23 protein-coding genes are annotated in these 20,791 nt (G+C 68.4%); 14 read left to right on the forward strand and 9 right to left on the reverse strand.

Features of this window, described 5'->3' with window-relative positions; translation table 11 throughout:
• Positions 1-54: 54 nt before the first annotated feature.
• From hrcA to leuA, 9 genes are all read left to right on the forward strand, one after another.
• On the forward strand, positions 55-1,080 hold the full coding sequence (gene hrcA, locus IM689_RS05155; protein ID WP_118912652.1) for a heat-inducible transcriptional repressor HrcA: 1,026 nt from the start codon (positions 55-57) through the stop codon (positions 1,078-1,080).
• Positions 1,081-1,124: 44 nt separating this feature from the next.
• On the forward strand, positions 1,125-2,258 hold the full coding sequence (dnaJ, locus tag IM689_RS05160) for a molecular chaperone DnaJ (RefSeq protein WP_047312059.1): 1,134 nt from the start codon (positions 1,125-1,127) through the stop codon (positions 2,256-2,258).
• 1 nt (position 2,259) lies between these two features.
• Positions 2,260-3,006 carry a 16S rRNA (uracil(1498)-N(3))-methyltransferase gene (locus IM689_RS05165; RefSeq protein ID WP_193643150.1) on the forward strand — a complete coding sequence of 249 codons (747 nt, stop codon included), beginning with the start codon at positions 2,260-2,262 and terminating at the stop codon, positions 3,004-3,006.
• A gap of 22 nt (positions 3,007-3,028) precedes the next feature.
• Complete coding sequence (locus IM689_RS05170; RefSeq protein ID WP_193643151.1) at positions 3,029-4,093, forward strand: PhoH family protein; 1,065 nt, start codon at positions 3,029-3,031, stop codon at positions 4,091-4,093.
• Positions 4,090-4,596: an rRNA maturation RNase YbeY gene (gene ybeY, locus IM689_RS05175; protein ID WP_193643152.1), complete on the forward strand. Its 507-nt coding sequence runs from the start codon at positions 4,090-4,092 to the stop codon at positions 4,594-4,596. Before IM689_RS05170 ends, ybeY begins: the two co-directional genes overlap by 4 nt.
• A gap of 18 nt (positions 4,597-4,614) precedes the next feature.
• The gene (locus tag IM689_RS05180) at positions 4,615-5,925 is read left to right on the forward strand and encodes a hemolysin family protein (protein ID WP_193643153.1); all 1,311 of its coding nucleotides are present in this window, start codon (positions 4,615-4,617) and stop codon (positions 5,923-5,925) included.
• On the forward strand, positions 5,925-6,854 hold the full coding sequence (era, locus tag IM689_RS05185) for a GTPase Era (RefSeq protein ID WP_129665342.1): 930 nt from the start codon (positions 5,925-5,927) through the stop codon (positions 6,852-6,854). The genes IM689_RS05180 and era overlap by 1 nt, the downstream gene beginning before the upstream one ends.
• Before the next feature lie 16 nt (positions 6,855-6,870).
• Complete coding sequence (locus tag IM689_RS05190) at positions 6,871-7,617, forward strand: class I SAM-dependent methyltransferase (RefSeq protein ID WP_227484466.1); 747 nt, start codon at positions 6,871-6,873, stop codon at positions 7,615-7,617.
• A 231-nt stretch (positions 7,618-7,848) separates the two neighbouring features.
• On the forward strand, positions 7,849-9,597 hold the full coding sequence (gene leuA / locus IM689_RS05195) for a 2-isopropylmalate synthase (protein WP_193643154.1): 1,749 nt from the start codon (positions 7,849-7,851) through the stop codon (positions 9,595-9,597).
• A gap of 193 nt (positions 9,598-9,790) precedes the next feature.
• On the opposite strand, the gene IM689_RS05200 is transcribed toward leuA, so the two are convergent.
• The 3 genes from IM689_RS05200 to IM689_RS05210 are packed head-to-tail and all read right to left on the reverse strand — an operon-like array spanning position 9,791 to position 11,092.
• Complete coding sequence (locus tag IM689_RS05200; protein ID WP_193643155.1) at positions 9,791-10,111, reverse strand: hypothetical protein; 321 nt, start codon at positions 10,109-10,111, stop codon at positions 9,791-9,793.
• Positions 10,108-10,401 carry a hypothetical protein gene (locus tag IM689_RS05205; RefSeq protein WP_193643156.1) on the reverse strand — a complete coding sequence of 98 codons (294 nt, stop codon included), beginning with the start codon at positions 10,399-10,401 and terminating at the stop codon, positions 10,108-10,110. The genes IM689_RS05200 and IM689_RS05205 overlap by 4 nt, the downstream gene beginning before the upstream one ends.
• A gap of 49 nt (positions 10,402-10,450) precedes the next feature.
• On the reverse strand, positions 10,451-11,092 hold the full coding sequence (locus tag IM689_RS05210; protein ID WP_193643157.1) for an alpha-ketoglutarate-dependent dioxygenase AlkB: 642 nt from the start codon (positions 11,090-11,092) through the stop codon (positions 10,451-10,453).
• Positions 11,093-11,264: 172 nt separating this feature from the next.
• Here IM689_RS05210 and IM689_RS15000 point away from each other — a divergent pair, with 172 nt between their 5' ends.
• From IM689_RS15000 to IM689_RS05225, 3 genes are all read left to right on the forward strand, one after another.
• Positions 11,265-11,486: a (4Fe-4S)-binding protein gene (locus tag IM689_RS15000; protein ID WP_193643158.1), complete on the forward strand. Its 222-nt coding sequence runs from the start codon at positions 11,265-11,267 to the stop codon at positions 11,484-11,486.
• A 154-nt stretch (positions 11,487-11,640) separates the two neighbouring features.
• Positions 11,641-12,438, forward strand: coding sequence for a DNA repair protein RecO (gene recO / locus IM689_RS05220; RefSeq protein WP_193643159.1), 798 nt, complete (start codon positions 11,641-11,643; stop codon positions 12,436-12,438).
• The gene (locus IM689_RS05225) at positions 12,435-13,331 is read left to right on the forward strand and encodes an isoprenyl transferase (protein ID WP_047312069.1); all 897 of its coding nucleotides are present in this window, start codon (positions 12,435-12,437) and stop codon (positions 13,329-13,331) included. The genes recO and IM689_RS05225 overlap by 4 nt, the downstream gene beginning before the upstream one ends.
• Before the next feature lie 35 nt (positions 13,332-13,366).
• On the opposite strand, the gene IM689_RS05230 is transcribed toward IM689_RS05225, so the two are convergent.
• The 5 genes from IM689_RS05230 to IM689_RS05250 are packed head-to-tail and all read right to left on the reverse strand — an operon-like array spanning position 13,367 to position 16,941.
• Positions 13,367-13,777: a Fur family transcriptional regulator gene (locus IM689_RS05230; protein WP_118912642.1), complete on the reverse strand. Its 411-nt coding sequence runs from the start codon at positions 13,775-13,777 to the stop codon at positions 13,367-13,369.
• A complete protein-coding gene (locus IM689_RS05235) occupies positions 13,764-14,771 on the reverse strand; it encodes a metal ABC transporter permease (protein ID WP_193643160.1) in 1,008 nt (335 codons plus the stop codon). The genes IM689_RS05230 and IM689_RS05235 overlap by 14 nt, the downstream gene beginning before the upstream one ends.
• A complete protein-coding gene (locus tag IM689_RS05240) occupies positions 14,764-15,609 on the reverse strand; it encodes a metal ABC transporter ATP-binding protein (RefSeq protein ID WP_193643161.1) in 846 nt (281 codons plus the stop codon). The genes IM689_RS05235 and IM689_RS05240 overlap by 8 nt, the downstream gene beginning before the upstream one ends.
• The gene (locus IM689_RS05245) at positions 15,606-16,568 is read right to left on the reverse strand and encodes a metal ABC transporter substrate-binding protein (RefSeq protein WP_227484467.1); all 963 of its coding nucleotides are present in this window, start codon (positions 16,566-16,568) and stop codon (positions 15,606-15,608) included. The genes IM689_RS05240 and IM689_RS05245 overlap by 4 nt, the downstream gene beginning before the upstream one ends.
• Before the next feature lie 43 nt (positions 16,569-16,611).
• On the reverse strand, positions 16,612-16,941 hold the full coding sequence (locus tag IM689_RS05250; protein WP_047312074.1) for a DUF6703 family protein: 330 nt from the start codon (positions 16,939-16,941) through the stop codon (positions 16,612-16,614).
• A 71-nt stretch (positions 16,942-17,012) separates the two neighbouring features.
• Between IM689_RS05250 and dusB the strand changes: the two genes are divergently transcribed.
• On the forward strand, positions 17,013-18,221 hold the full coding sequence (dusB, locus tag IM689_RS05255; RefSeq protein WP_118912637.1) for a tRNA dihydrouridine synthase DusB: 1,209 nt from the start codon (positions 17,013-17,015) through the stop codon (positions 18,219-18,221).
• Between the two features lie 98 nt (positions 18,222-18,319).
• Positions 18,320-19,822 (forward strand): malate dehydrogenase (quinone), encoded by a 1,503-nt coding sequence (gene mqo, locus IM689_RS05260; RefSeq protein WP_319803813.1) that lies wholly within the window; start codon positions 18,320-18,322, stop codon positions 19,820-19,822.
• Between the two features lie 81 nt (positions 19,823-19,903).
• Here the strand turns inward: mqo and IM689_RS05265 are convergent, their stop codons facing one another.
• Complete coding sequence (locus IM689_RS05265) at positions 19,904-20,767, reverse strand: sulfurtransferase (RefSeq protein WP_193643164.1); 864 nt, start codon at positions 20,765-20,767, stop codon at positions 19,904-19,906.
• Between the last annotated feature and the right edge of the window lie 24 nt (positions 20,768-20,791).

Genomic DNA, 20,791 nt, shown 5'->3' on the forward strand with positions numbered 1-20,791 from the left:
GCACTCGATACCCGTGAGTGCCAACCTTGGAGGAGGTCAAGGAGGTGTGAAGGCATGAGCAACGAGCGCCGTCTCGAAGTGTTGCGCGCGATCGTGCAGGACTATGTCTCCACGTCCGAGCCGGTCGGCTCCAAGGCCCTCCTCGAACGTCACCAGCTCGGTGTCTCGGCGGCCACGATCCGCAACGACATGGCGGCTCTCGAGGACGAGGGCCTCATCGCCGCGCCGCACACCTCCGCCGGGCGTGTTCCGACCGATGCCGGCTACCGCGTCTTCGTCGACCGCCTCTCTCAGGTGCGTCCGCTCACGCCGAGCCAGCGCCGCGCCATCCAGGCCTTCCTCGCGGAGAGCATCGACCTCGACGACATCGTCGAGCGCACCGCGCGTCTGCTCGCTTCGCTCACCCAGCAGGCCGCCGTCATGCAGTACCCGTCGCTGCGGCGCTCGCGGGTGCGTCACATCGAGTGCCTCGCGATGACGCCGACCCGCGCCATGCTCGTCGTCATCCTCGACTCGGGCCGCATTGAACAGCGCAACGTCGAGTTCGCCCACCCCGTGGCCGAGAGTGACGACTTCGTCGCACGGCTGCGCGAGCGACTCAACGCCGAGACCGACGGCCTTCTTCTCGCGGAGGCGGCCCGCGGCCTGTCGTTGCTGCGCGAAGCGTTCGAGCCCGAGCGGCGCGCTGACGTCGACGCCGTCGTCGAGACGATCACCGCCGTGTTCGGCGAGGAACGTGAGGAGCGTGTCGTGCTCGCCGGTACGGCCAACCTCGCGCGCGCCGGAACAGACGGGCTGCACGTGCAGCCGGTGCTCGACGCACTCGAGGAGCACGTCGTCATCCTGCGCCTCATGAGCAACCTCGCCGAGGATGCCGAAGCCCACGACCAGGTGACGGTCCGCATCGGCGCGGAGAATCCCCACGAGGGCCTGCACTCGACGTCGCTCGTCACCACCTCCTACGGCCCCGACGCCGTGGCGGCCCTCGGCGTGCTCGGACCCACCCGCATGGACTACCCCCAGACGATGGCGAACGTGCGGGCCGTGGCCCGCTACGTCTCACAGCTCATCGAGAGCTGACGCCCGCACACATCCCTTTCCACCCGCTGACGACAAGGACGTTCGTGAACGACTACTACGCCGAACTCGGCCTCTCCCGCGATGCCTCGAGCGAGGAGATCAAGCGCGCCTACCGCAAGATGGCGCGCAAGCTCCACCCGGACGTCAACCCGTCCGACGAGGCGGCGGATCAGTTCAAGCGCGTCGGTCAGGCCTACGCGGTGCTCGGCGACCCCGAGAAGAAGGCCTCCTACGACCAGGGAGTCGACCCGTACGCGCCCGGCGGCGGTGCGGGTGCCGGCTTCGGCGGCGCCGGTTTCAGCTTCAGCGACATCATGGACGCGTTCTTCACCGGCGGCGCAGCGGGCGCCTCGGGTGGCCCGCGCAGCCGCGTACAACACGGCCAGGACGCCCTGCTGCCGCTCGACATCGAGCTGTCCGACGCCGTCTTCGGCGGCGAGGTCGACCTGACGTTCGACACCGCCGTCGTCTGCACGACGTGCCACGGCGACGGTTCGCGCCCCGGCACCGGCAAGCACACGTGTGACGTGTGTGGTGGGGCAGGCCAGACCCAGCAGGTGCAGCGCAGCTTCCTCGGCCAGGTGCTCACCTCGCGTCCGTGCACGGCGTGCGACGGCTACGGCGACATCATCGACAGCCCCTGCTTCGAGTGCGACGGCAACGGCCGAAAGCGCGACACCCGCACCATCAGCATCAAGGTGCCCGCGGGCGTCGACACCGGCACGCGCATCCAGCTGCGCGGCGAGGGCGAGGTCGGCCACGGCGGCGGCCCCGCCGGCGACCTCTACGTCGAGGTGCGCGTCGCGAAGCACCCTATGTTCCAGCGTCAGGGTGACGACCTGCACTGCTCGCTCGAACTGCCGATGTCGGCCGCCGCACTCGGCGCGTCCCTTCCGCTCGAGACGCTCGACGGCCCGCGCGACATCGACATCCAGGCCGGTACCCAGCCGGGCGACGTCGTCACGCTCAAGGGCCTCGGCGTCACGCGCCTGCGTACTGAGAGCCGCGGCGACCTGCTCGTGCACGCCAACGTGCGCACGCCGAGCAAGCTGACGAGCGAGCAGGCCGACCTGCTGCGTCAGTTCGCGGCGTCGCGCGGCGAGGAAACGCCTGCTCCCAAGTTCCAACCCGTCAACCAGGGCCTGCTCGGCAAGCTGCGTCAGGCCTGGAAGGGCTGACGTGACCGCACATCTGTACTTCGTCGCGCCGGGCACGCTGCGTGAGCAAATGCGGCCCGAGGAGCCGGTCGTGCTCGGCGGTGACGAGGGACGCCACGCGGTCACCGTGAAGCGCATGGCCGTGGGGGAGGAGATCCTCCTCGCCGACGGCGAAGGGCTCCTGGCCCACTGCGTCGTCGCGTCCACAGCCAAGTCGGAACTGACGGCGCTCGTGCAGACGGTGGAGCGCGAGGAGCGCCCGGCCGTCACGTTCACCCTCGTCCAGGCACTCGCCAAGGGCGACCGCGATCTCCAGGCGCTCGAAGCCGCCACCGAGCTCGGTGTCGACCGCGTCGTGCCCTGGAAGGCTGAGCGCTCGATCGTGCAGTGGAAGGGCGAGCGGGCCGCCAAGGCGCACCGTAAATGGGTGGCGCAGGCCGAGGCCGCCACGAAACAATCGCGTCAGGCCACGCCGCCCGTCGTTGACGAGCTCGCGGCGAAGCAGACCGTTGTCCGCCTCGTCGAGGAATCGGCCCTCACACTCGTCCTTCACGAGGACGCCGAGGTCGGACTGAGCGACGTGACGTTGCCCGACGCGGGCGACGTCGTGCTCGTCGTCGGCCCCGAGGGCGGCATCACGCCCGGCGAACTCGACGCGTTCGCCGCTGCGGGCGCCACGAGCGTCCGGATGGGACGCACGGTGCTGCGCTCGTCGTCGGCCGGCCCCGCGGCACTGGCCGCGCTCTTCGCGCGCTCGCGCTGGAGCTGACGCGCCCTAGACTGGAGGCACGATGACAGACGTTCCCGCCACCCAGGCCACCCCCGATTCGTCCAGCCAGACCCGTATCGTCGTCCCGCCGGACGTGTCGATGGTTCAGCTGCTCGGGCCCACCGACCAGCTCCTTCGCACGATCGAGCGCGCCTTCCCGCGCCTCTTCGTCTTCGCGCGGGGCAACGAGCTGACGATCGACGGCCCGGCCGAGGACGCGGCCATCGTCGAGACCCTCGTCGGTGAGTTGCTCACGATGATCGACGCGGGGCACGCGGTGAACCGCGACAACGTCGAGCGTTCCATCGCCATGCTGCGCAGCAAGAACGCGCAGCGCCCGGCCGACGTGCTCACGACGAACATCATCTCCAGCCGCGGCCGGACGATTCGTCCCAAGACGCTGGGCCAGAAGGAGTACGTCGACGCGATCGACAAGAACACGATCGTCTTTGGTATCGGCCCCGCCGGTACCGGCAAGACCTACCTCGCCATGGCCAAGGCCGTGGCGGCGCTTCAGAGCAAGCAGGTCAACCGCATCATCCTGACGCGCCCCGCCGTCGAGGCCGGCGAGCGGCTCGGCTTCCTGCCTGGCACGCTCAACGACAAGATCGACCCGTACCTGCGCCCGCTCTACGACGCGCTGCACGACATGATCGACCCCGACTCGATCCCCAAGCTCATGGCCGCCGGCACCATCGAGGTGGCGCCGCTCGCGTACATGCGTGGACGCACGCTCAACGACTCGTTCATCATCCTCGACGAGGCCCAGAACACGAGCAGCGAGCAGATGCGCATGTTCCTCACGCGTCTGGGCTTCGGTTCGAAGATCGTCGTCACCGGTGACGTGACGCAGGTCGACCTTCCGGGTGGCACGACGTCCGGCCTGCGCGTCATCGAGGACGTGCTCACGGGTGTGGGCGACGTGCACTTCGCGCACCTGAGCAGCGGCGACGTCGTGCGTCACCGCCTCGTGTCCGACATCGTCGACGCCTACGGTCGCTACGACGCCGCTGCCGAGCGTCGTAAGGCGCAGGCCAAGAAGCGCCGCGAGGCGCGTGCGAACGACGAGCAGGGAGAACGCGAGTGACGATCGACCTCGCCAACGAGACCGACGTCGCCGTCGATCTCGACGAGATTCACGACTGCGCCCGCTACGCGATGGACGCGATGTTCGTCCACCCCAACGTGGAGCTGTCGATCCGCATCATCGACGAGGCGGCCATGGAGACCCTCCACGTGCAGTGGATGGATCTCGAGGGCCCCACCGATGTCATGAGCTTCCCCATGGACGAGCTGACGCCCGGTCGTGAGGGCGCGCTGAGTGACGAGGGCATGCTCGGCGACATCGTTCTGTGCCCGACGGTGGCCGCCGCCCAGGCGTCCGCGGCAGGGCACGACACGATGGAGGAGTTGCTCCTTCTCACCGTTCACGGCGTGCTGCACCTGCTCGGCTACGACCACGCCGAGGCCGAGGAGCGCCTCGAGATGTTCGAACTGCAGCGCACGATCCTGCTCACCTACCTCGCGAGCCGCGGCCGCAGCGTCGAGGCGGGCACGATCCGCATCGCGCCACCCAGCGGTCGCGAGTAGTCGGGGAGTGAAACGCACGTGACGATCGTGCTTATCGCCGCGCTCGTCAGCGTGGTGCTGGGCTTCGGGTTCGCCCTCGTGGAATCCGCCGTCAGCCGCATGACGCGCCTGCGCGTCGCGTCGCTCGCCGAGGACGGCCACGCCGCCGCGCCGGCGCTCGGAGCCGTCGTCGAACGACACAGCACCGCGCTCATGGTGCTCACCTTCATGCGCGTCGGTGCCGAGATGACGGCGGCCGTGCTCGTCACCGTCGCGGCCACCCGCATCTTCGACGACTTCTGGCCCGCGCTCATCACGGCTGTGGCCGTCATGGCGGTCGTCTCGTTCGTGCTCGTCGGTGTCTCGCCGCGCACGCTCGGCCACCAGCACGCCGACGCCGTGGCGCTCACCGCGTCGCGTCCGCTGCTCGTCGCGCTCAAGGTCCTCTCGCCGTTGGCACGGATGCTCGTGGCGCTCGGCAACGCCGTCACCCCGGGCGAGGGTTACCGCGAGGGCCCGTTCGACTCCGAGGCCGAACTGCGCGAGTTCGTCGACCTCGCCGAGGATTCCGACCTCATCGAGGCCGACGAACGGCGCATGATCCACTCGGTCTTCGAACTCGGCGACACCATCGTGCGCGAGGTCATGGTGCCGCGCACCGACATGATCGTCATCGACGGCCACAAGAGCCTGCGCCAGGCGATGAACCTCTTCGTGCGTTCCGGCTTCTCCCGCGTGCCCGTCGTCGGCGAGAACACCGACGACATCGTCGGCCTGCTCTACTTCAAGGACGTCGTGCGTCGTCACCTCACGGGTGAGGCCGAGGAGATCCGCATCAGCGAGGTCATGCGCGACATGGCGTTCGTGCCCGAGTCGAAGCCGGTCGACGCCCTGCTCAAGGAGATGCAGCGCGACCGCGTCCACTTCGCCATCGTCGTCGACGAGTACGGCGGCACCGCGGGCCTCGTGACGATGGAGGACATCGTCGAGGAGATCGTCGGTGAGATCGACGACGAGTACGACCGCGTCACGCCGGGCGTCGAGGATCTCGGGGACGGTCGCACCCGCGTGCCCGCGCGCATGTCGATCGACGACCTGGGCGAGCTGTTCGGCGTCACGATCGAAGAGGACGACATCGACACCGTGGGCGGCCTGCTCGCCAAGATCGACGGACGGATGCCGCTGCCCGGCGCCGCCGGTGAGATTGCGGGTCTGCGCCTCACGGCTGAGAAGATGGCCGGACGACGCCACCAGCTGGCCACGCTCGTGGTCGAGCGCGTCGGTGACGAAGATCCCGCCGAGCGCGGGGATGAACACGCCGCCAACAGCGGCGCGGAGGAGATGGTGTGATGAACACTGACGAGAGCACGTACCGGGCAGGGTTCGCCTGCCTCGTGGGTCGGCCCAACGCCGGCAAGTCGACGCTGACGAACGCCCTCGTGGGCGAGAAGGTCGCCATCACGTCGAGCAAGCCGCAGACGACGCGTCACACGATCCGCGGCATTCTCACGCAGGACGACGGGCAGATCGTCCTCGTCGACACCCCCGGGCTGCACAAGCCCCGCACGCTCCTCGGGGAGCGACTCAACGACGTCGTGCGCGAGACGCTGCTGGACGTCGACGTCATCGGTTTCTGCCTGCCCGCCGATCAGAAGGTCGGCCCGGGCGACCAGTACATCGCGAAGGACCTCGCGGAGCTGCAGCGCGTGCGCCGCAAGCCGGTCGTCGCCATCGTGACGAAGACCGACAAGGTCGATCGTGAGCGCCTCGCCGAGCACCTCATCGAGGTCGACCGACTGGGGGAGTGGGCGGAGATCGTGCCGTGCTCCGCCGTCTCCGGGCGTCAGGTCGAGGACGTCGCGAAGGTGCTCACGAGCTACCTGCCGCCGTCGCCGAAGCTGTATCCGGATGACGTGCTCACCGACGAGCCGCAGATCGTCATGATCGCCGAACTCATCCGCGAGGCCGCGCTCGAGGGTGTGCGCGACGAACTGCCGCACTCGCTCGCCGTCGTCGTCGAGGAGATGGTGCCGCGCGAGGGGCGCCCCGAGGACAAGCCGCTCATGGACGTGCGCGTCAACGTGTTCGTCGAGCGCTCGAGCCAGAAGGCGATCATCATCGGGCGCGGTGGTTCGCGTCTGCGCGAGGTGGGCACGACGGCGCGTGAGGGCATCGAGAAGCTCCTCGGCCAGAAGGTCTACCTCGATCTGCACGTCAAGGTCGCGAAGGACTGGCAGCGCGACCCCAAGCAGCTGGGCAAGCTGGGATTCAATTTCTGAGGGTGTGAACGACACGATGGCTGACAACATGAAGGATCACGAGGCGTGGGCCGAATTCGGTGACACGCTGCGTCTGCCGATCGATCCGGCGACGGACTACGTCGGCGGAATCCCCTGGGAGGCAGCCGGCTTCAAGCCTGACCTGCCGCTCGTCGACATCGGCCCGGGTTCGGGCCTGACGACGCTGGCCCTCGCCGAGCAGTTCCCCGACTCCGAGCTCATCGCCGTCGAGCCCGACGCCTGGATGCGCTCGATGCTCATGATGCGCGTGGCCGAACGCCCCGAACTGCGTGAGCGCACGACCGTCGTGCCGAACTCCATCCTCGACGCGTGGATGCCCGAGCAGATCGGCGGCGCGCTGCTGTTCAACGTCATCTACTTCCTCGGCGGACGGGCCCGTCAGGCGTTCTGGGACCGCATGGCCCAGGTGCTGCCGGAGGGCGCCCCGATCCTCATGAGCCGCGCGTACGGCGTCGTCGAGACCGGTGAGGAGATGGTGAAGTCGGCCAGCGCCACGATGGGCCGCAACACCTACGAGCGCTGGCGTCAGACGGTGCCGGTCAAGGACGGGCGCGTCGAGATCACGAACACCTACCGCACCGTGCGTGACGGCGAGATCGTGCGCGAGGTGACGACGCGCATCGCGCCGTTCTCGCTCGACGAGGAACTCGTCGTCTCCGAGGTGCCGATCGGCAAGTACTCCATCGAGGAACTCGACGAGAAGTATCTCGTCATCCGCCGCGCGAGCGACATCCGCCGCTGACGGGACGCCCACTCTCTGCCCGCCGCAACGCTGTCCGTTTTCTGAAACGGTCGTCTCGAGGGGTGGCGCTGTGCGCCCCGTCACGCTTAGGTTGGTGACGTGCGCTTTTCGCAGGGAGTGAGCCTCCTTCTTCGATGCCGCGGTGGGGCCAGATAGTCGGCCATCCTCACCGCGGAGTTGAATGGTGCTCGGCCGGCACCCGCAACGAAACGCAGTGAGGCGAAAACCCAAATGCACGCACAGCAGCCGACGACGATGCCGATCGGCAAGTACGTCCCCTTCCACGAGCAGATCAAGGTCGACCTGCCCGATCGCACGTGGCCCGACAAGGTCATCGACAAGGCCCCGCGCTGGTGCGCGGTCGACCTGCGTGACGGCAACCAGGCGCTCATCGATCCGATGAACTCCGAGCGCAAGATGCGCATGTTCAAGCTGCTCGTCGACATGGGCTACAAGGACATCGAGGTCGGTTTCCCCTCGGCGTCCGACACCGACTTCAACTTCGTGCGTGAACTGATCGACGGCGGGCACATCCCGGACGACGTGACGATCCAGGTGCTGACGCAGTGCCGCGACCACCTCATCGAGAAGACGTTCGACGCCATCAAGGGTGCTCCGCAGGCGATCGTGCACTTCTACAACTCGACGTCGGTGCTGCAGCGCCGCGTCGTGTTCAACCTCGACCAGGACGGCATCGTCGACATCGCGCTGCAGGGCGCGCGCCTGTGCAAGAAGCTCGAGGAGACGATCCCCGAGACGAAGGTGTACTACGAGTACTCGCCGGAGTCCTACACGGGCACCGAGCTGGAGTTCGCGGCACGCATCTGCAACGAGGTCATCGACGTCATCGACCCGACGCCGGACCACAAGATGATCATCAACCTGCCGGCGACGGTGGAGATGGCGACGCCGAACGTCTACGCCGACTCGATCGAGTGGATGTCGCGCAACCTCAACCGCCGCGAATCGGTCATCCTGTCGCTGCACCCGCACAACGACCGGGGTGAGGGCGTCGCGGCGGCCGAGCTGGGTTACATGGCCGGCGCCGACCGCATCGAGGGCTGCCTGTTCGGCAACGGTGAGCGCACCGGCAACGTGTGCCTCGTGACGCTGGGCCTCAACCTGTTCGGCCAGGGCGTCGATCCCCAGATCGACTTCTCCGACATCCAGACGATCCGGTCGACGGTCGAGTACTGCAACCAGATGCCGGTGCCCGAGCGCCACCCCTACGGCGGCGACCTCGTCTTCACGGCCTTCTCCGGCTCGCACCAGGACGCCATCAAGAAGGGCTTCGACGACATGGATCGTCAGTCCAAGGAGACGGGCAAGCCGATCAACGAGCTCGTCTGGGGCGTGCCGTACCTGCCGGTCGACCCGCACGACGTGGGCCGCTCGTACGAGGCGGTCGTGCGCGTCAACAGCCAGTCGGGCAAGGGCGGCGTCGCGTACCTGCTCAAGAGCGAGCACAACCTCGACCTGCCGCGTCGTCTGCAGATCGAGTTCGCGGGCGTCGTCCAGAAGTGGACGGACTCTGCGGGCGGCGAGGTGACGCCGCAGTGGCTGTGGGAGACGTTCTCCGACGAGTACCTGCCGGGTACGGGCACGGGTGACTGCGCGTGGGGCCGCTTCTCGCCGGTCGGTCACTCGCTCGAGTCGACGGACGACGGCCAGGACCACATCGTCGCGCGCCTCACGGACGCGGGGGAGCCGCTCACGATCACGGGCACCGGTAACGGCCCGATCGACGCGTTCTTCGACGCGCTGAGCAGCATCGACGTCGACGTGCGCCTGCTCGACTACTCGGAGCACACGTTGAGCTCGGGCGAGGCGTCGCGCGCTGCGGCGTACGTCGAGGTGGCCATCGGCGACCGCGTGCTGTGGGGCGTCGGCATCCACGAGTCGACGGTCAAGGCCTCGCTCATGGCGATCCTGTCGGCGGTCAACCGCGCGGAGCGTGACGCTGCGAAGGTGAACGCCTGAGCGGTCGTGTGATCGCGCAAGTGCTCATCAGCGCGCGATTGACGGCATAATCATGTGGGCGGGTGGAACCCAGTAACCGGGGAAGGTACTGGGCTCCACCCGCTTCGTCATGTCTGTCGGCGGCCCGTCGTGTGTCGCAGGAGACCGGCGCTGGGCGGGGGAGCCTGCCGTGAGGCCGGGGGCCAGTTCGAGATCAGGGACGACGTTCGCGCGTCTGCAGTTCGGTGCCAATACGCAGGAGTTCGCGTAGGGCGTCGAGGTAGTCGTTGAGGGCGTCCCAGGGGTAGTCCTCGCCGGTGACGGCCAGGTTGGGGGCGTCCTCGTCGTCACGATCGGTGCTCCAGGCGCCGCGGTAGTACGCGTCGAACTCGCTGAAGCGGGCGTCCATCGTGCGCAGCTCGCTCGTGAACCGGGCGATGCGCGCGGTGTCGTGCTCGACGGCGTCGAGGGTGCTCTGATCGCGACCAGTCTTCAGAGGCTCACTCGCTGAACTGTTCGTTGCGTCGGTGCTCACGCGTCACGCTCCTGGGTGTGCAGGTCGGCGGCGGTGCGCACGAGGTGACGCAGCGCGTTGCTGCGGGGCGTCGCGATGTCCCACGGGTAGTCGTCGCTGATGACGGGCATCGAGACCGCGCCCGGGTCGTCCGGGTTCTCGCTCCACGTCTCGTGGTGGGCGGCGTCGACGGCGTCGAAGCGCTCGCCCATGGCGGGCAGGTCGCGCGTGAGCGCGCGGATGGCCTCGGTGTCGGCGATGACGGCGTCCATGAGCTCCTGGCCCCGGATCAGTCTCTGTGCAGCGTCCATGCGTGGACTCTATGCAGCGACGCTGGACGTTCGCCCAGCACGAGTGCCTTCAGCGGACGTTGTACGGCCGGAACTGGATGCTGATGCGCGGGCCGACCGGCTTCGTTGTCTTGGGCACCGCGTGTTCCCAGGTCCGTTGGCAGCTGCCGCCCATGACGAGCAGGTCGCCGTGCCCGATCTGGAATCGCAGGCTGTTGCCGCCTCCGACCGGACGCAGCGCGAGCGTGCGCGGTGAGCCGATCGAGACGATGGCGATCATCGTGTCCTGCGTGCTCGAGCGTCCTTCCTTGTCACCGTGCCAGGCGACGGAGTCCCGGCCGTCGCGGTACAGGCACATTCCCGCCGTGGTGAAGGGCTCCCCGAGTTCCGGGAAGTAGTGACGGCTCAGAGCATCCTGTGCTTCACGCATCACCGGATCGGGCCACGTCTCGTCGCCGCGGTAGAAGCGCAGGAGGCGTGGCGTCTCCACTTCCTTTTCCCACATGACGCGACGTTCACCCTGCCAGTCGACTCCGGCGCTACCGCCGAGATTGAGGCGCGTGAACAGTTCGTCAGCGCCGGTGATGAAGCCCGGGCGCAGATCGACCCACGCACCACGCGACAACTCGGTGCGACGTACGGCGCCGGCGAGCGGGCGGACGCCGACCTCGTCGACCTGGTCGAGCAGTGAACCCTGTAAACCTCCGAACATGCGTTCGATTATGGCATGGGAGAGCTGCGACGGAGGTCAGCTGGTGAGGTTTGCTGCGGTTGGTGACGTTGCAACGTCACCAACCGCAGCAAACCTCACCAGCTGGCGCACTGAACGCCGACCGTCTCGGGTCGCATACGCTGCAGAGCGACACCCGACCGAGGAGGTTGTCGTGACACGCAAGACCTACACCGGCCCGATCGTCGACGTTTCGTTCGAGGGGGAGGTCTGCCAACACGCCGCTCGCTGCGTCGAGGGCATGCCGAGCGTCTTCAACACGTCCGAGCGACCGTGGATCAATCCCGAGCACGCTCCCGACGGGGCCTCCGCCGATCACCTGCGCGAGGTCGTGGGGCGCTGCCCGTCCGGGGCCCTGCACATCGAGGAGGACTGAGCGCGCACCTGGTGGCCGCCCGGTGGTGACGGTTGGGGTAGATGGTGACGGACAACCGTCACCACCTGCCCCAACTGCCACCAAGAAGCGGAACCCCAACCCGGCAACGGCGCGCCCACGCGCCCCGGGTTGACGCCCGCGAGACAATGGAGTCATGGCCCTCTACCGCGACGCAGCGATCGTGCTGCGTACCCACAAGCTGGGGGAGGCCGATCGCATCATCACGATGCTCACCCGCAACCACGGCAAGAAGCGTGCCGTCGCTAAGGGCGTGCGTAAGACGAAGTCGAAGTTCGGGGCGCGCCTCGAACCGGGCATGGTCACCGACGTGCAGATGTACGAGGGGCGCAACCTCGACACCGTGACCCAGGTCGACATCCTCGCTCCGTACGGCGATGCCATCTCCAAGGACTACTCGGCCTATACCGCCTGCGCCGCCATGCTCGAGACGGCCGACCGGCTGTGTGAGGATTCCGAGCGCGTCCTCGCCCACTTCAACCTCCTCGCGGGAGCCCTGGCGGCCCTCGCGCAGAACAAGATTCCGGCCTACCTCGTCCTCGACGCCTACCTCGTGCGTGCCGTCGCGACGTCCGGCTGGACGCCGAGCTTCCGCGACTGCGCGGGTTGCGGCGACCCGGGCCCGCACCGCTCGTTCAACGTGGCGTCCGGGGGAGCGGTGTGCCCTCAGTGCCGCCCGCCGGGTTCGAGTGCACCCGCGCCGGAGACCTTCGTCCTCATGGACGCCCTCATGCGCGGCGACTGGATCGGCGTTGCCGCCACCGACGATCGCGCGCGCCGCCAGTCGAGTGCCCTCATCGCCGCGTACGTACAGTGGCACCTTGAACACGGCGTACGCTCGCTGCGCCACGTCGACCGCGGAGACCACGAGATCGCCGCGGCCCCCGCTCGTCCGGCCGCTCCCGCGACCGCCTCGGAAGGACACCATTCGTGACGCCGATCAAGCCCGAACCGCACCCGAGTGGGGCCACGCCCCCGGCGATCCCGGCCGAGTTGATTCCTCAGCACATCGCCATGGTGATGGACGGCAACGGCCGCTGGGCGAACGAGCGAGGCCTGCCGCGCACCAAGGGCCACGAGGCGGGCGAGGCGATGCTCATCGACGTCGTCGCCGGCTGCATCGACATCGGCGTCAAGAACATCTCCGCCTACGCCTTCTCGACGGAGAACTGGCGCCGTTCGCCCGAAGAAGTGCGCTTCCTCATGGGCTTCAACCGCGACACCATCCGTCGCCGCGTCGACCTGCTCGACTCGTGGGGCGTGCGCGTCATCTGGAGCGGCCGCAAGCCTCGCCTGTGGCGCTCGGTCGTGCGCGAACTCGAGCGCGCCGAGGAGCGCACGAAGAACAACACCGTCTGCACCCTGCAGATGTGCGTCAACTACGGCGGACGCGCCGAACTCGTCGACGCCACGCGCGCCATGGCCGAGGACGTCGCCGCGGGTCGTCTGTCGCCGAAGAAGATCACCGAGAAGACGATCCAGAGCTACCTCTACGCGCCGGAGCTGCCGGACGTCGATCTGTTCGTCCGCAGCTCCGGCGAGCAGCGCACGAGCAACTTCCAGCTCTGGCAGAGTGCCTACGCCGAGATGGTATTCCTCGACACCCTGTGGCCCGACTTCGACCGCCGAATGCTCTGGGAAGCCGTCGACACCTACGCCCGCCGCGACCGTCGCTACGGTGGCGCCGTCGACGCGGTGAGCGCCGCTGAGAGCGAAAATACCGAGGCGCAGGCCGCCAAGCCGAAGGCCGGCTACGACCCGCAGCTCATGGCCGACCCCGACGCCCCTGACGGTGGCATCTACGACGACGACGGCCTCATCGACTGACGAGCGCGCGCCGACGAGGCGCAGGCTGTGCGGTGTCAGAGCGAGACGTGCGTCTTCCGCGTCGAGCACTGCGCGCACAATCCGAAGATCTCGATCTGGTGTGTCGCCTCGGTGAAGCCGTGGTGCGCGGCCACCGAATCGGCCCACTGCTCGACGGTCGGGCCCTCCACCTCGACCGTGTGTCCGCAGTTGCGGCACACGAGGTGGTGGTGATGCTTCGACGTCGCGCAGCTGCGGTAGATCGCCTCGCCGTCATCGGTACGCAGCACGTCAACGGTGCCGTCGCCGGCGAGGTTCTGCAGCGTGCGGTAGACGGTGGCGAGGCCGACCGTCTCGCCGGAAGCACGCAGCTGTGCGTGCAACTCCTGCGCTGAGGTGAAGTCGTCAAGTTCGTCGAGCTTGGCGCTGACGGCTGCCTGCTGGCGGGTGGGCTTACGCGTCGACATCGTGCCTCCTCGGGCTCGGCGCGGCATCGGCGGGCGCGTGAGCGTCCCAGTGGTCCTTGTGCGGTGCGTGGTACTCGCCGTCGTGAAGGTAGTCGACGTGGTCACCGTGGCGCACCGTCGGGTGTCCGCATCCCTCTCGGTGCTCGTGCGCGTGATGCGTGACCCGACGCGCATGCCGCGCCCGAGTTGAACGCACGACGGCGCTCGCGAACGACGCGGCCAGGAAGATGCCGACGGCCACGAGCACGACCGTTCCGCCGGGCGGGGTGTCGAGGTAGTAGGCCGACACGACGCCGCTGACGCCGCTGAGGCATCCGATGATCACGGCGATCGCCGTGGTCAGGCGGAAGCTGCGGGCGAGGATCTGGCCGGTCGCGTTCGGCAGGATCATCAGCGCCGAGATGAGCAGCAGGCCGATGACGCGCATCGAGAGCACAACGGTCACCGACGTGAGGACCGACAGCAGGAGGTTGAGCGGCACGACGGGGAGACCGACGGCACGCGCGTACTCCTCGTCGTTGGCGACGGCGAAGAGTCGCTTGCGCAGCACCGTCGTCGCGCCGACGGCGACGAGCGCCAGGGCACCGAACTGCCACAGCTGGTCGCTGGCCGTCGTGAGGATCGAACCGAAGAGGTACTGGTTGATCGACGTCTGACCCGCGTTGTCCGCGCGCGCCAGCAGCACGACGCCGGCCGCGATGCCGCCGTAGAACATGACGGCCAGCGCCACGTCGGCGTTCGTCGTGCCGCGCAGGCGAATGAACTCGATGGCGCACGCCGCTAGGACGGCGGCGATGAGGGCCGTCAGGATGGGTGACGTCGAGAAGAGGACACCGACGGCCACGCCCGCCAGGGCGACGTGGCCGATGCCGTCACCGATGAGCGACAGGCGGCGCTGGACGAGGAAGACGCCGACCGCCGGCGCCGCAGCACCGACGAGCAGCGCCGCGACGAGCGCGTGACGCATCGCGTCGAGGGCGAACAGTTCAGCCACGTCGGCCTCCTTCGTGGCGTGGGGACGGATCGAGCGGTCCGACGGCGTAACTCGGGCCGGGCACGTGGTGCTCGGCGTCGTGGTGTGCGTCGTGAGTGCCGGGAACGTGCAGGTGGTCGTCGGAGATGGTGCGGGCGAACCGCTGCCCGTACTCGCCGGGCGTGCCGTCGAAGGAGATGTGCCCATGGGTCACCTTGACGACGCGGGTGATGACGCCGCGCAGCGCTTCGATCTCGTGGGTGACGATCACCATGGTGACACCGGTCGCGGCGAGGCTCTGGAGCACCTCGGCGAGCACTTCCTGGCTGGCCGTGTCGACGCCCGCCGTCGGTTCGTCCATGACGAGGACGTCCGGCTGTGCGGCGAGCGCTCGAGCGATGAGGACGCGACGGTGCTGACCGCCCGAGAGCGTGGAGACGTCGGCGAGCGCGCGGTCGGCGAGGCCTACCTCGGAAAGGGCCTCGGCGACGAGACGACGATCCTCGGCGCTTGCGCGCTGGTACCAGCGTCGGTGCGGCAACCGGCCGACTTCGACGATCTCCTCGACCGTCGCCCGAACGGACCCCGAGAGCGTGTGTCGCTGCGGCACGTAGCCGATGCGCGTGCGCTCCTTGAACTCGGCCGCGGGCGTGCCGAAGAGCTCCACCTCGCCGCTCACGTGGTCGTTGAGGCCGAGCACGCCGCGCATCAGCGTCGACTTACCGGAACCGTTCGGCCCGAGCACCGCGATGATCTCGCCGTGGTTGATGTCGAGGTCGACGTCACTGACGACGGCCCGCCCCTCGTAGCCGAACGCGGCCGAGCGCAGCCGGATCACCGGCTCACTGTCGTCCTTCACTTGCACCCTTGTCCCTGCTTCAGCGTTGTGAGGTTGGACTTCATGACCTCGAAGTAGTTCTTACCCTTGCTCGCGTCGGTCAGGCCTTCGAGCGGGTCGAGGACGGCGACCTTCGCGCCGGTCTGCTTGGCCACCGTCTCGGCGGTCTTCGGCGAGACGAGGGTCTCCGAGTAGATCGTCGTCGTGTCGTGCTTCTTCGCGAACGCGGCCACGGCCTTGAGGCGCTGCGGCGTGGGCTCGGCCTCGGGGGAGACGCCGCTGACACCGACCTGCGTGAAACCGTACCGGCTCGCGAGGTAGCCGAACGCCGCGTGGCCCGTGACGAGGGTCTTGTTCGTGCAGTTCGCCAAGCCGCTCTTGAACTCGGTGTTCAGCGCGTCGAGGTCGGCCACCATCTTCTTCGTGTTCGCCTCGTACGTGGCCTTGCCCTCCGGATCGGCCTTGGCCAGGCGCGCACCGACGGCCTGAACGACGGCCTTGTAGCGCACCGGGTCGAGCCAGAAGTGCGGGTCCGTGTCCCCGCTGTGGTCGTGCCCGTCGCCCTCGCTGTGCTCGTGGGCCTCGCCGCCGACACTCTCGGTCGACGACAGCTTGAGCGTCATGTCGGCGTCGGGTGCGACGTCGAGCGTCTTGTCCTTCTTTGCGTTCGAGGAGACGGCTGCGTCGACGCTCGGCTGGAACCCCTTGAGGTAGACCGCGAGGTCGGATTCTGCCAGCGCGGCGATCTGCTTGGGCGAGGGGTCGACGTCGTGCGGCTCCTGCCCGGGCTTCGTCAGCGAGGAGACCTCCACACGGTCGCCGCCGATGCGCTCGAGGGCGTACTGCAGGGCGTAGAAGCTCGCGACCGTCTCGACCTTGTCGCCCGAACCCGAATTCGACGATCCCGAACCACAGGCCGTGAGGGCCGTGGTGGCGACGAGGGCGGATGCGGCGAGGCTGAGGCGTGAGGTGCGAAGCATGACAACCATTCTCACCTCAAGTGAGAATCATTGTCAAGATCGCTCACTTGGGAACGGCGAGGACGACGGTGACGGCCACCGTCAGACACAGGACGGCAGCGCGCGCGAGGCGGTCGACGGGGCGCAGTTGGTTCCACGACAGGTAGAGCAGCCAGCCCAGCACGAGCGAGACGAGGCCGAAGCAGATCGCGCCGATGACGCCCCGGAAGACGATGCCGATCACCATGACGACGACGAACGCGGTGACGACGGCGCCCTGGGGGAGGCGGGCCATCGCGCCGACGGCGGGGTCGGACGCGTGCATCACCTTCGCGCGCGTCGTACTGACGGAGACTTCGGGGCGCTGGTCGTTCGTGGACTCGTTCTCGGGCACCGAACAAGCGTAGTGGACGCCCGCGCTCGCGCTTTCGGGGCACTCGCTGCGAGGTGGGAGAATGGGACGCGATGACTGTTCTCGACCGCCCCGCCACGCCCGTTCTCGCGCCCCTGCAGATCGGGCGCCACACGATCGACTCCCCGGTCGTGCTCGCGCCGATGGCGGGCATCACGAACCGGGCCTTCCGACGCCTGTGTCGTCAGTACGGCACCGAGGGCGCCGTGGCCGGTGGGGCGAGCGGTGCGACGTCGCTCTACGTCAGCGAGATGATCACCTCGCGCGCCCTCGTCGAGCGCACCCCCATCACGATGAAGCTCATCGAGACCGACCCCGACGAGAACCCCCGCTCGATCCAGCTGTACTGCACCGACCCGGTCAACGCCGGGCGCGCGGCCCGCATCCTCGCGAGCGAGGGACGCGCCGACCACATCGACCTCAACTTCGGCTGCCCCGTGCCCAAGGTGACGCGCAAGGGCGGCGGCTCGGCGCTGCCGTGGAAGACGGAGCTGTTCCGCGGCATCGTCAGCTCGGTGATCCGCGAGGCGGCGCCGTACGACATCCCGGTCACCGTCAAGATGCGCAAGGGCATCGACGCCGACCACCTCACCTTCCTCGAGGCCGGCCGCATCGCCGAGGGCGAGGGCGCGGCCGCCGTCGCGCTTCATGCGCGCACCGCGTCGCAGGCCTACTCGGGCCACGCCGATTGGAGTGCCATTCGCGACCTCAAGCAGACGGTGACGAGCATCCCCGTGCTCGGCAACGGCGACATCTGGTCCGCAGACGACGCGCTGCGCATGGTCACCGAGACCGGGTGCGACGGCGTCGTCGTCGGACGAGGCTGCCTCGGTCGTCCGTGGCTCTTCACCGAACTCGCTGCCGCCTTCGCCGGCTCCGACGCCCGAGTCGACCCCGGTCTCGGAGAGGTGTGCGCCACGCTGCGTCGTCACGCCGAGTACCTCGTCGAGTTCTACGACGACGAGGTCAAGGGCTGTCGCGACATTCGCAAGCACATCGCCTGGTACTTCAAGGGCTTCCCCGTCGGCTCGCAGCTTCGCCACCAGTTGGCGCTCGTCGATTCGCTCGCCTCGCTCGACGACCTCATCGCGAGCCTCGACCTCGACCAGCCGTGGCCCGGAGCCCCCGCAGAGGGGCCGCGCGGTCGCGCCGGAAGCGAGCGACGCGTCGTCCTGCCCGAGGGGTGGCTGGACACGCAGGACCTCACCGCGCAGCAGGCGGCGTGGGTCGCCGAGGCCGAGGCGGAGAACTCCGGCGGCTGAGCAACGCGTCACAGCGTGCACACCGAGTGGCCGCGGGTCGTGACCGCCGAGTATCGTCGTCGGGAGAGCCTGACTACGCGATGTGAAGGGGTATGTGGGTGAACAACGAGGGCGCGAAGAGCGCATCCGAGTCCGTGGACGTCGTTCTCGTCGGAGGCGGCATCGTCAGCGCGACGCTGGCGGCCATGATCCAGCGAGTCCACCCCGAGTGGAAACTGAGCGTCTACGAGCGTCTTGACGCCGTGGCGAAGGAGTCGTCGAACGGCTGGAACAACGCGGGCACCGGCCACGCGGCGCTGTGCGAGCTCAACTACACGCCTGAGATGCCCGACGGCAGCGTCGACATCACGAAGGCCATCGGCATCCACTCGCAGTTCATGACGACGAAGACCTTCTGGGGCTCGCTCGTGCGCGAGGGCGCTCTGCGTGAGCCTTCGACGTTCATCAACAACACGCCGCACATGTCGTTCGTCAAGGGCGACGCGAACCAGAAGTTCCTGCGTGAGCGTCACCGTCTTCTCTCGGCGCACCCGTTCTTCCACGACATGGAGCACTCGGAGGACTACGGTCAGATCGAGCAGTGGTCGCCGCTGCTCATCGAGGGCCGCCCTGCTGGTGAGAAGATCGCCGCCACCTATGCCCCGAGCGGTACCGACGTCGACTTCGGTGCGGTGACGCGTCAGCTCTTCACCGACTTCACGGCCCGCGGTGGTTCAATGGAGCTCGAGCACGACGTCACCGACATCTCGCGCAACTCCGACGGCACGTGGAACGTCGCGGTCAAGAACCTGCGTGACGGTGCGGCCAAGACGGTCCGTACGAAGCTCGTGCTCGTCGGCGCCGGCGGCTACACGCTGAAGCTGCTGCGCAAGGCGGGCGTTCCCGAGGTCAAGGGTTACGGCCTGTTCCCGGTCTCCGGCACGTTCCTGTCGACGGAGAACACGGCGCTCACCTCGAAGCACAACACCAAGGTGTACGGCAAGGCCGCCGAGGGTGCTCCGCCCATGTCGATGCCGCACCTCGACGCCCGCATCATCGACGGCCAGCGCACCGCGCTGTTCGGCCCGTTCGCGGGCCTCGTGCCGAAGTTCCTCAAGGAGGGCTCGGTTCTCGACCTCTTCGCGTCGCTGCGCGGTGACAACCTCCTGCCGATCGCGACGGCCGGTCTCGACAACCTCGGCCTGACGAAGGTGCTGGCGCAGGACCTCATCGCCAACCAGGCCAAGCGCATCGAGGCGCTGCGTGACTTCGCCCCGACGGCCAAGAGCGAGGACTGGAAGCTCTTCGTCGCCGGTCAGCGCGCGCAGATCATCAAGCCCGCTTCGGGCACGAAGGGCACGCTCCAGTTCGGTACCGAGGTCATCAGCTCGGCGAACGGCTCGATCGCCGGCGTGCTCGGCGCCTCGCCGGGTGCGTCCACCGCAGTGCCGATCGCGCTCGACATCCTGCGCACGTCGTTCAAGGACGAGTGGAGCACGTGGGAGAACGAGCTGCGCTCGGTCATGCCGACGCTCGGCACCGACATGAAGGCCGAGCCGGAGAAGGCGCTCGAGCTCGAGGCCGAGGCCGACGTCACCCTGGGCCTGCCCAAGCGCGTCTGAGCCACACCGCACGCCAAACGGCCGTGGCCGCTCCCGATCAGTCGGGAGCGGCCACGGCCGTTTCGTCGGTGGAACGGGGGCTCAGGTCCAGGCGTCGCTCTCGACCGGACGATCGGGATCGGTGATCCAGTCCGACCACGATCCGACGTAGACGGCCGGGTCCGGGAACACGCCGCTCACTTCGAGGGCGAGAGCCAGGTGCATGGCCTGAACACCGGAGCCGCAGTACACGCCGACGCGCTGGTGCGTGGGCAGGCCCTTGGCGGTGAACCGCATGGCGAGGTCGTCGGTCGACAGGAAGCGCCCGTCGGGGCCGACGTTCGACAGGGCGGGGATATTAACGGCGCCGGGGATGCGTCCGGCGACGGCGTCGACCGGTTCGTTCTGGCCGGCAAAACGTTCGGGGGATCGGGCGTCGATGAGCAGGTGGCGGTCTGCGAGGTCGGCTGCACCTTCGGCGTCGACGGCGGTGAGATGGCTCGGTGTGGCGACGAAGTCGCCTTCCTCGGCGGCGGAGTCCTCGCCGGGCACGACGTCGCCACCCGCGGCGACCCAGGCGTCGAACCCTCCGTCGAGGACCTGGACGTCGAGCTTGCCGAAGTAGCGCAGAAGCCACCACGCACGGGCGGCCGCCAGGGAGTTGGAGGCGTCGTAGACGACGACCGGAACGTCGTTCATCACGCCGGCAGCGCGCATGGCCGACTGAAAGCTCTTCCGGTTCGGCATGGGGTGACGGCCACCTTCTCCGCCGTCGCCCGGCGTTCCGGTGAGGGCGTCCTCGAACTCCACCCAGCGTGCGCCGGGAAGGTGAGCTTCTGCGTAGGCAGGACGCTGCGATTCGCCACCGAGCACCCACCGCGCGTCGAGCAGCGTGATGGGTTCACCGGCGTCGAGGCGCTGCTTCAGGCGCGTGGCCGAGACCAGGGGGTGCGGGAGGCGAGTCATGCTCTCAGCGTAGTGGGCGGGGCC

The sequence above is a fragment of the Dermacoccus barathri genome (assembly GCF_015070805.1).
GTDB lineage: Bacteria > Actinomycetota > Actinomycetes > Actinomycetales > Dermatophilaceae > Dermacoccus > Dermacoccus abyssi.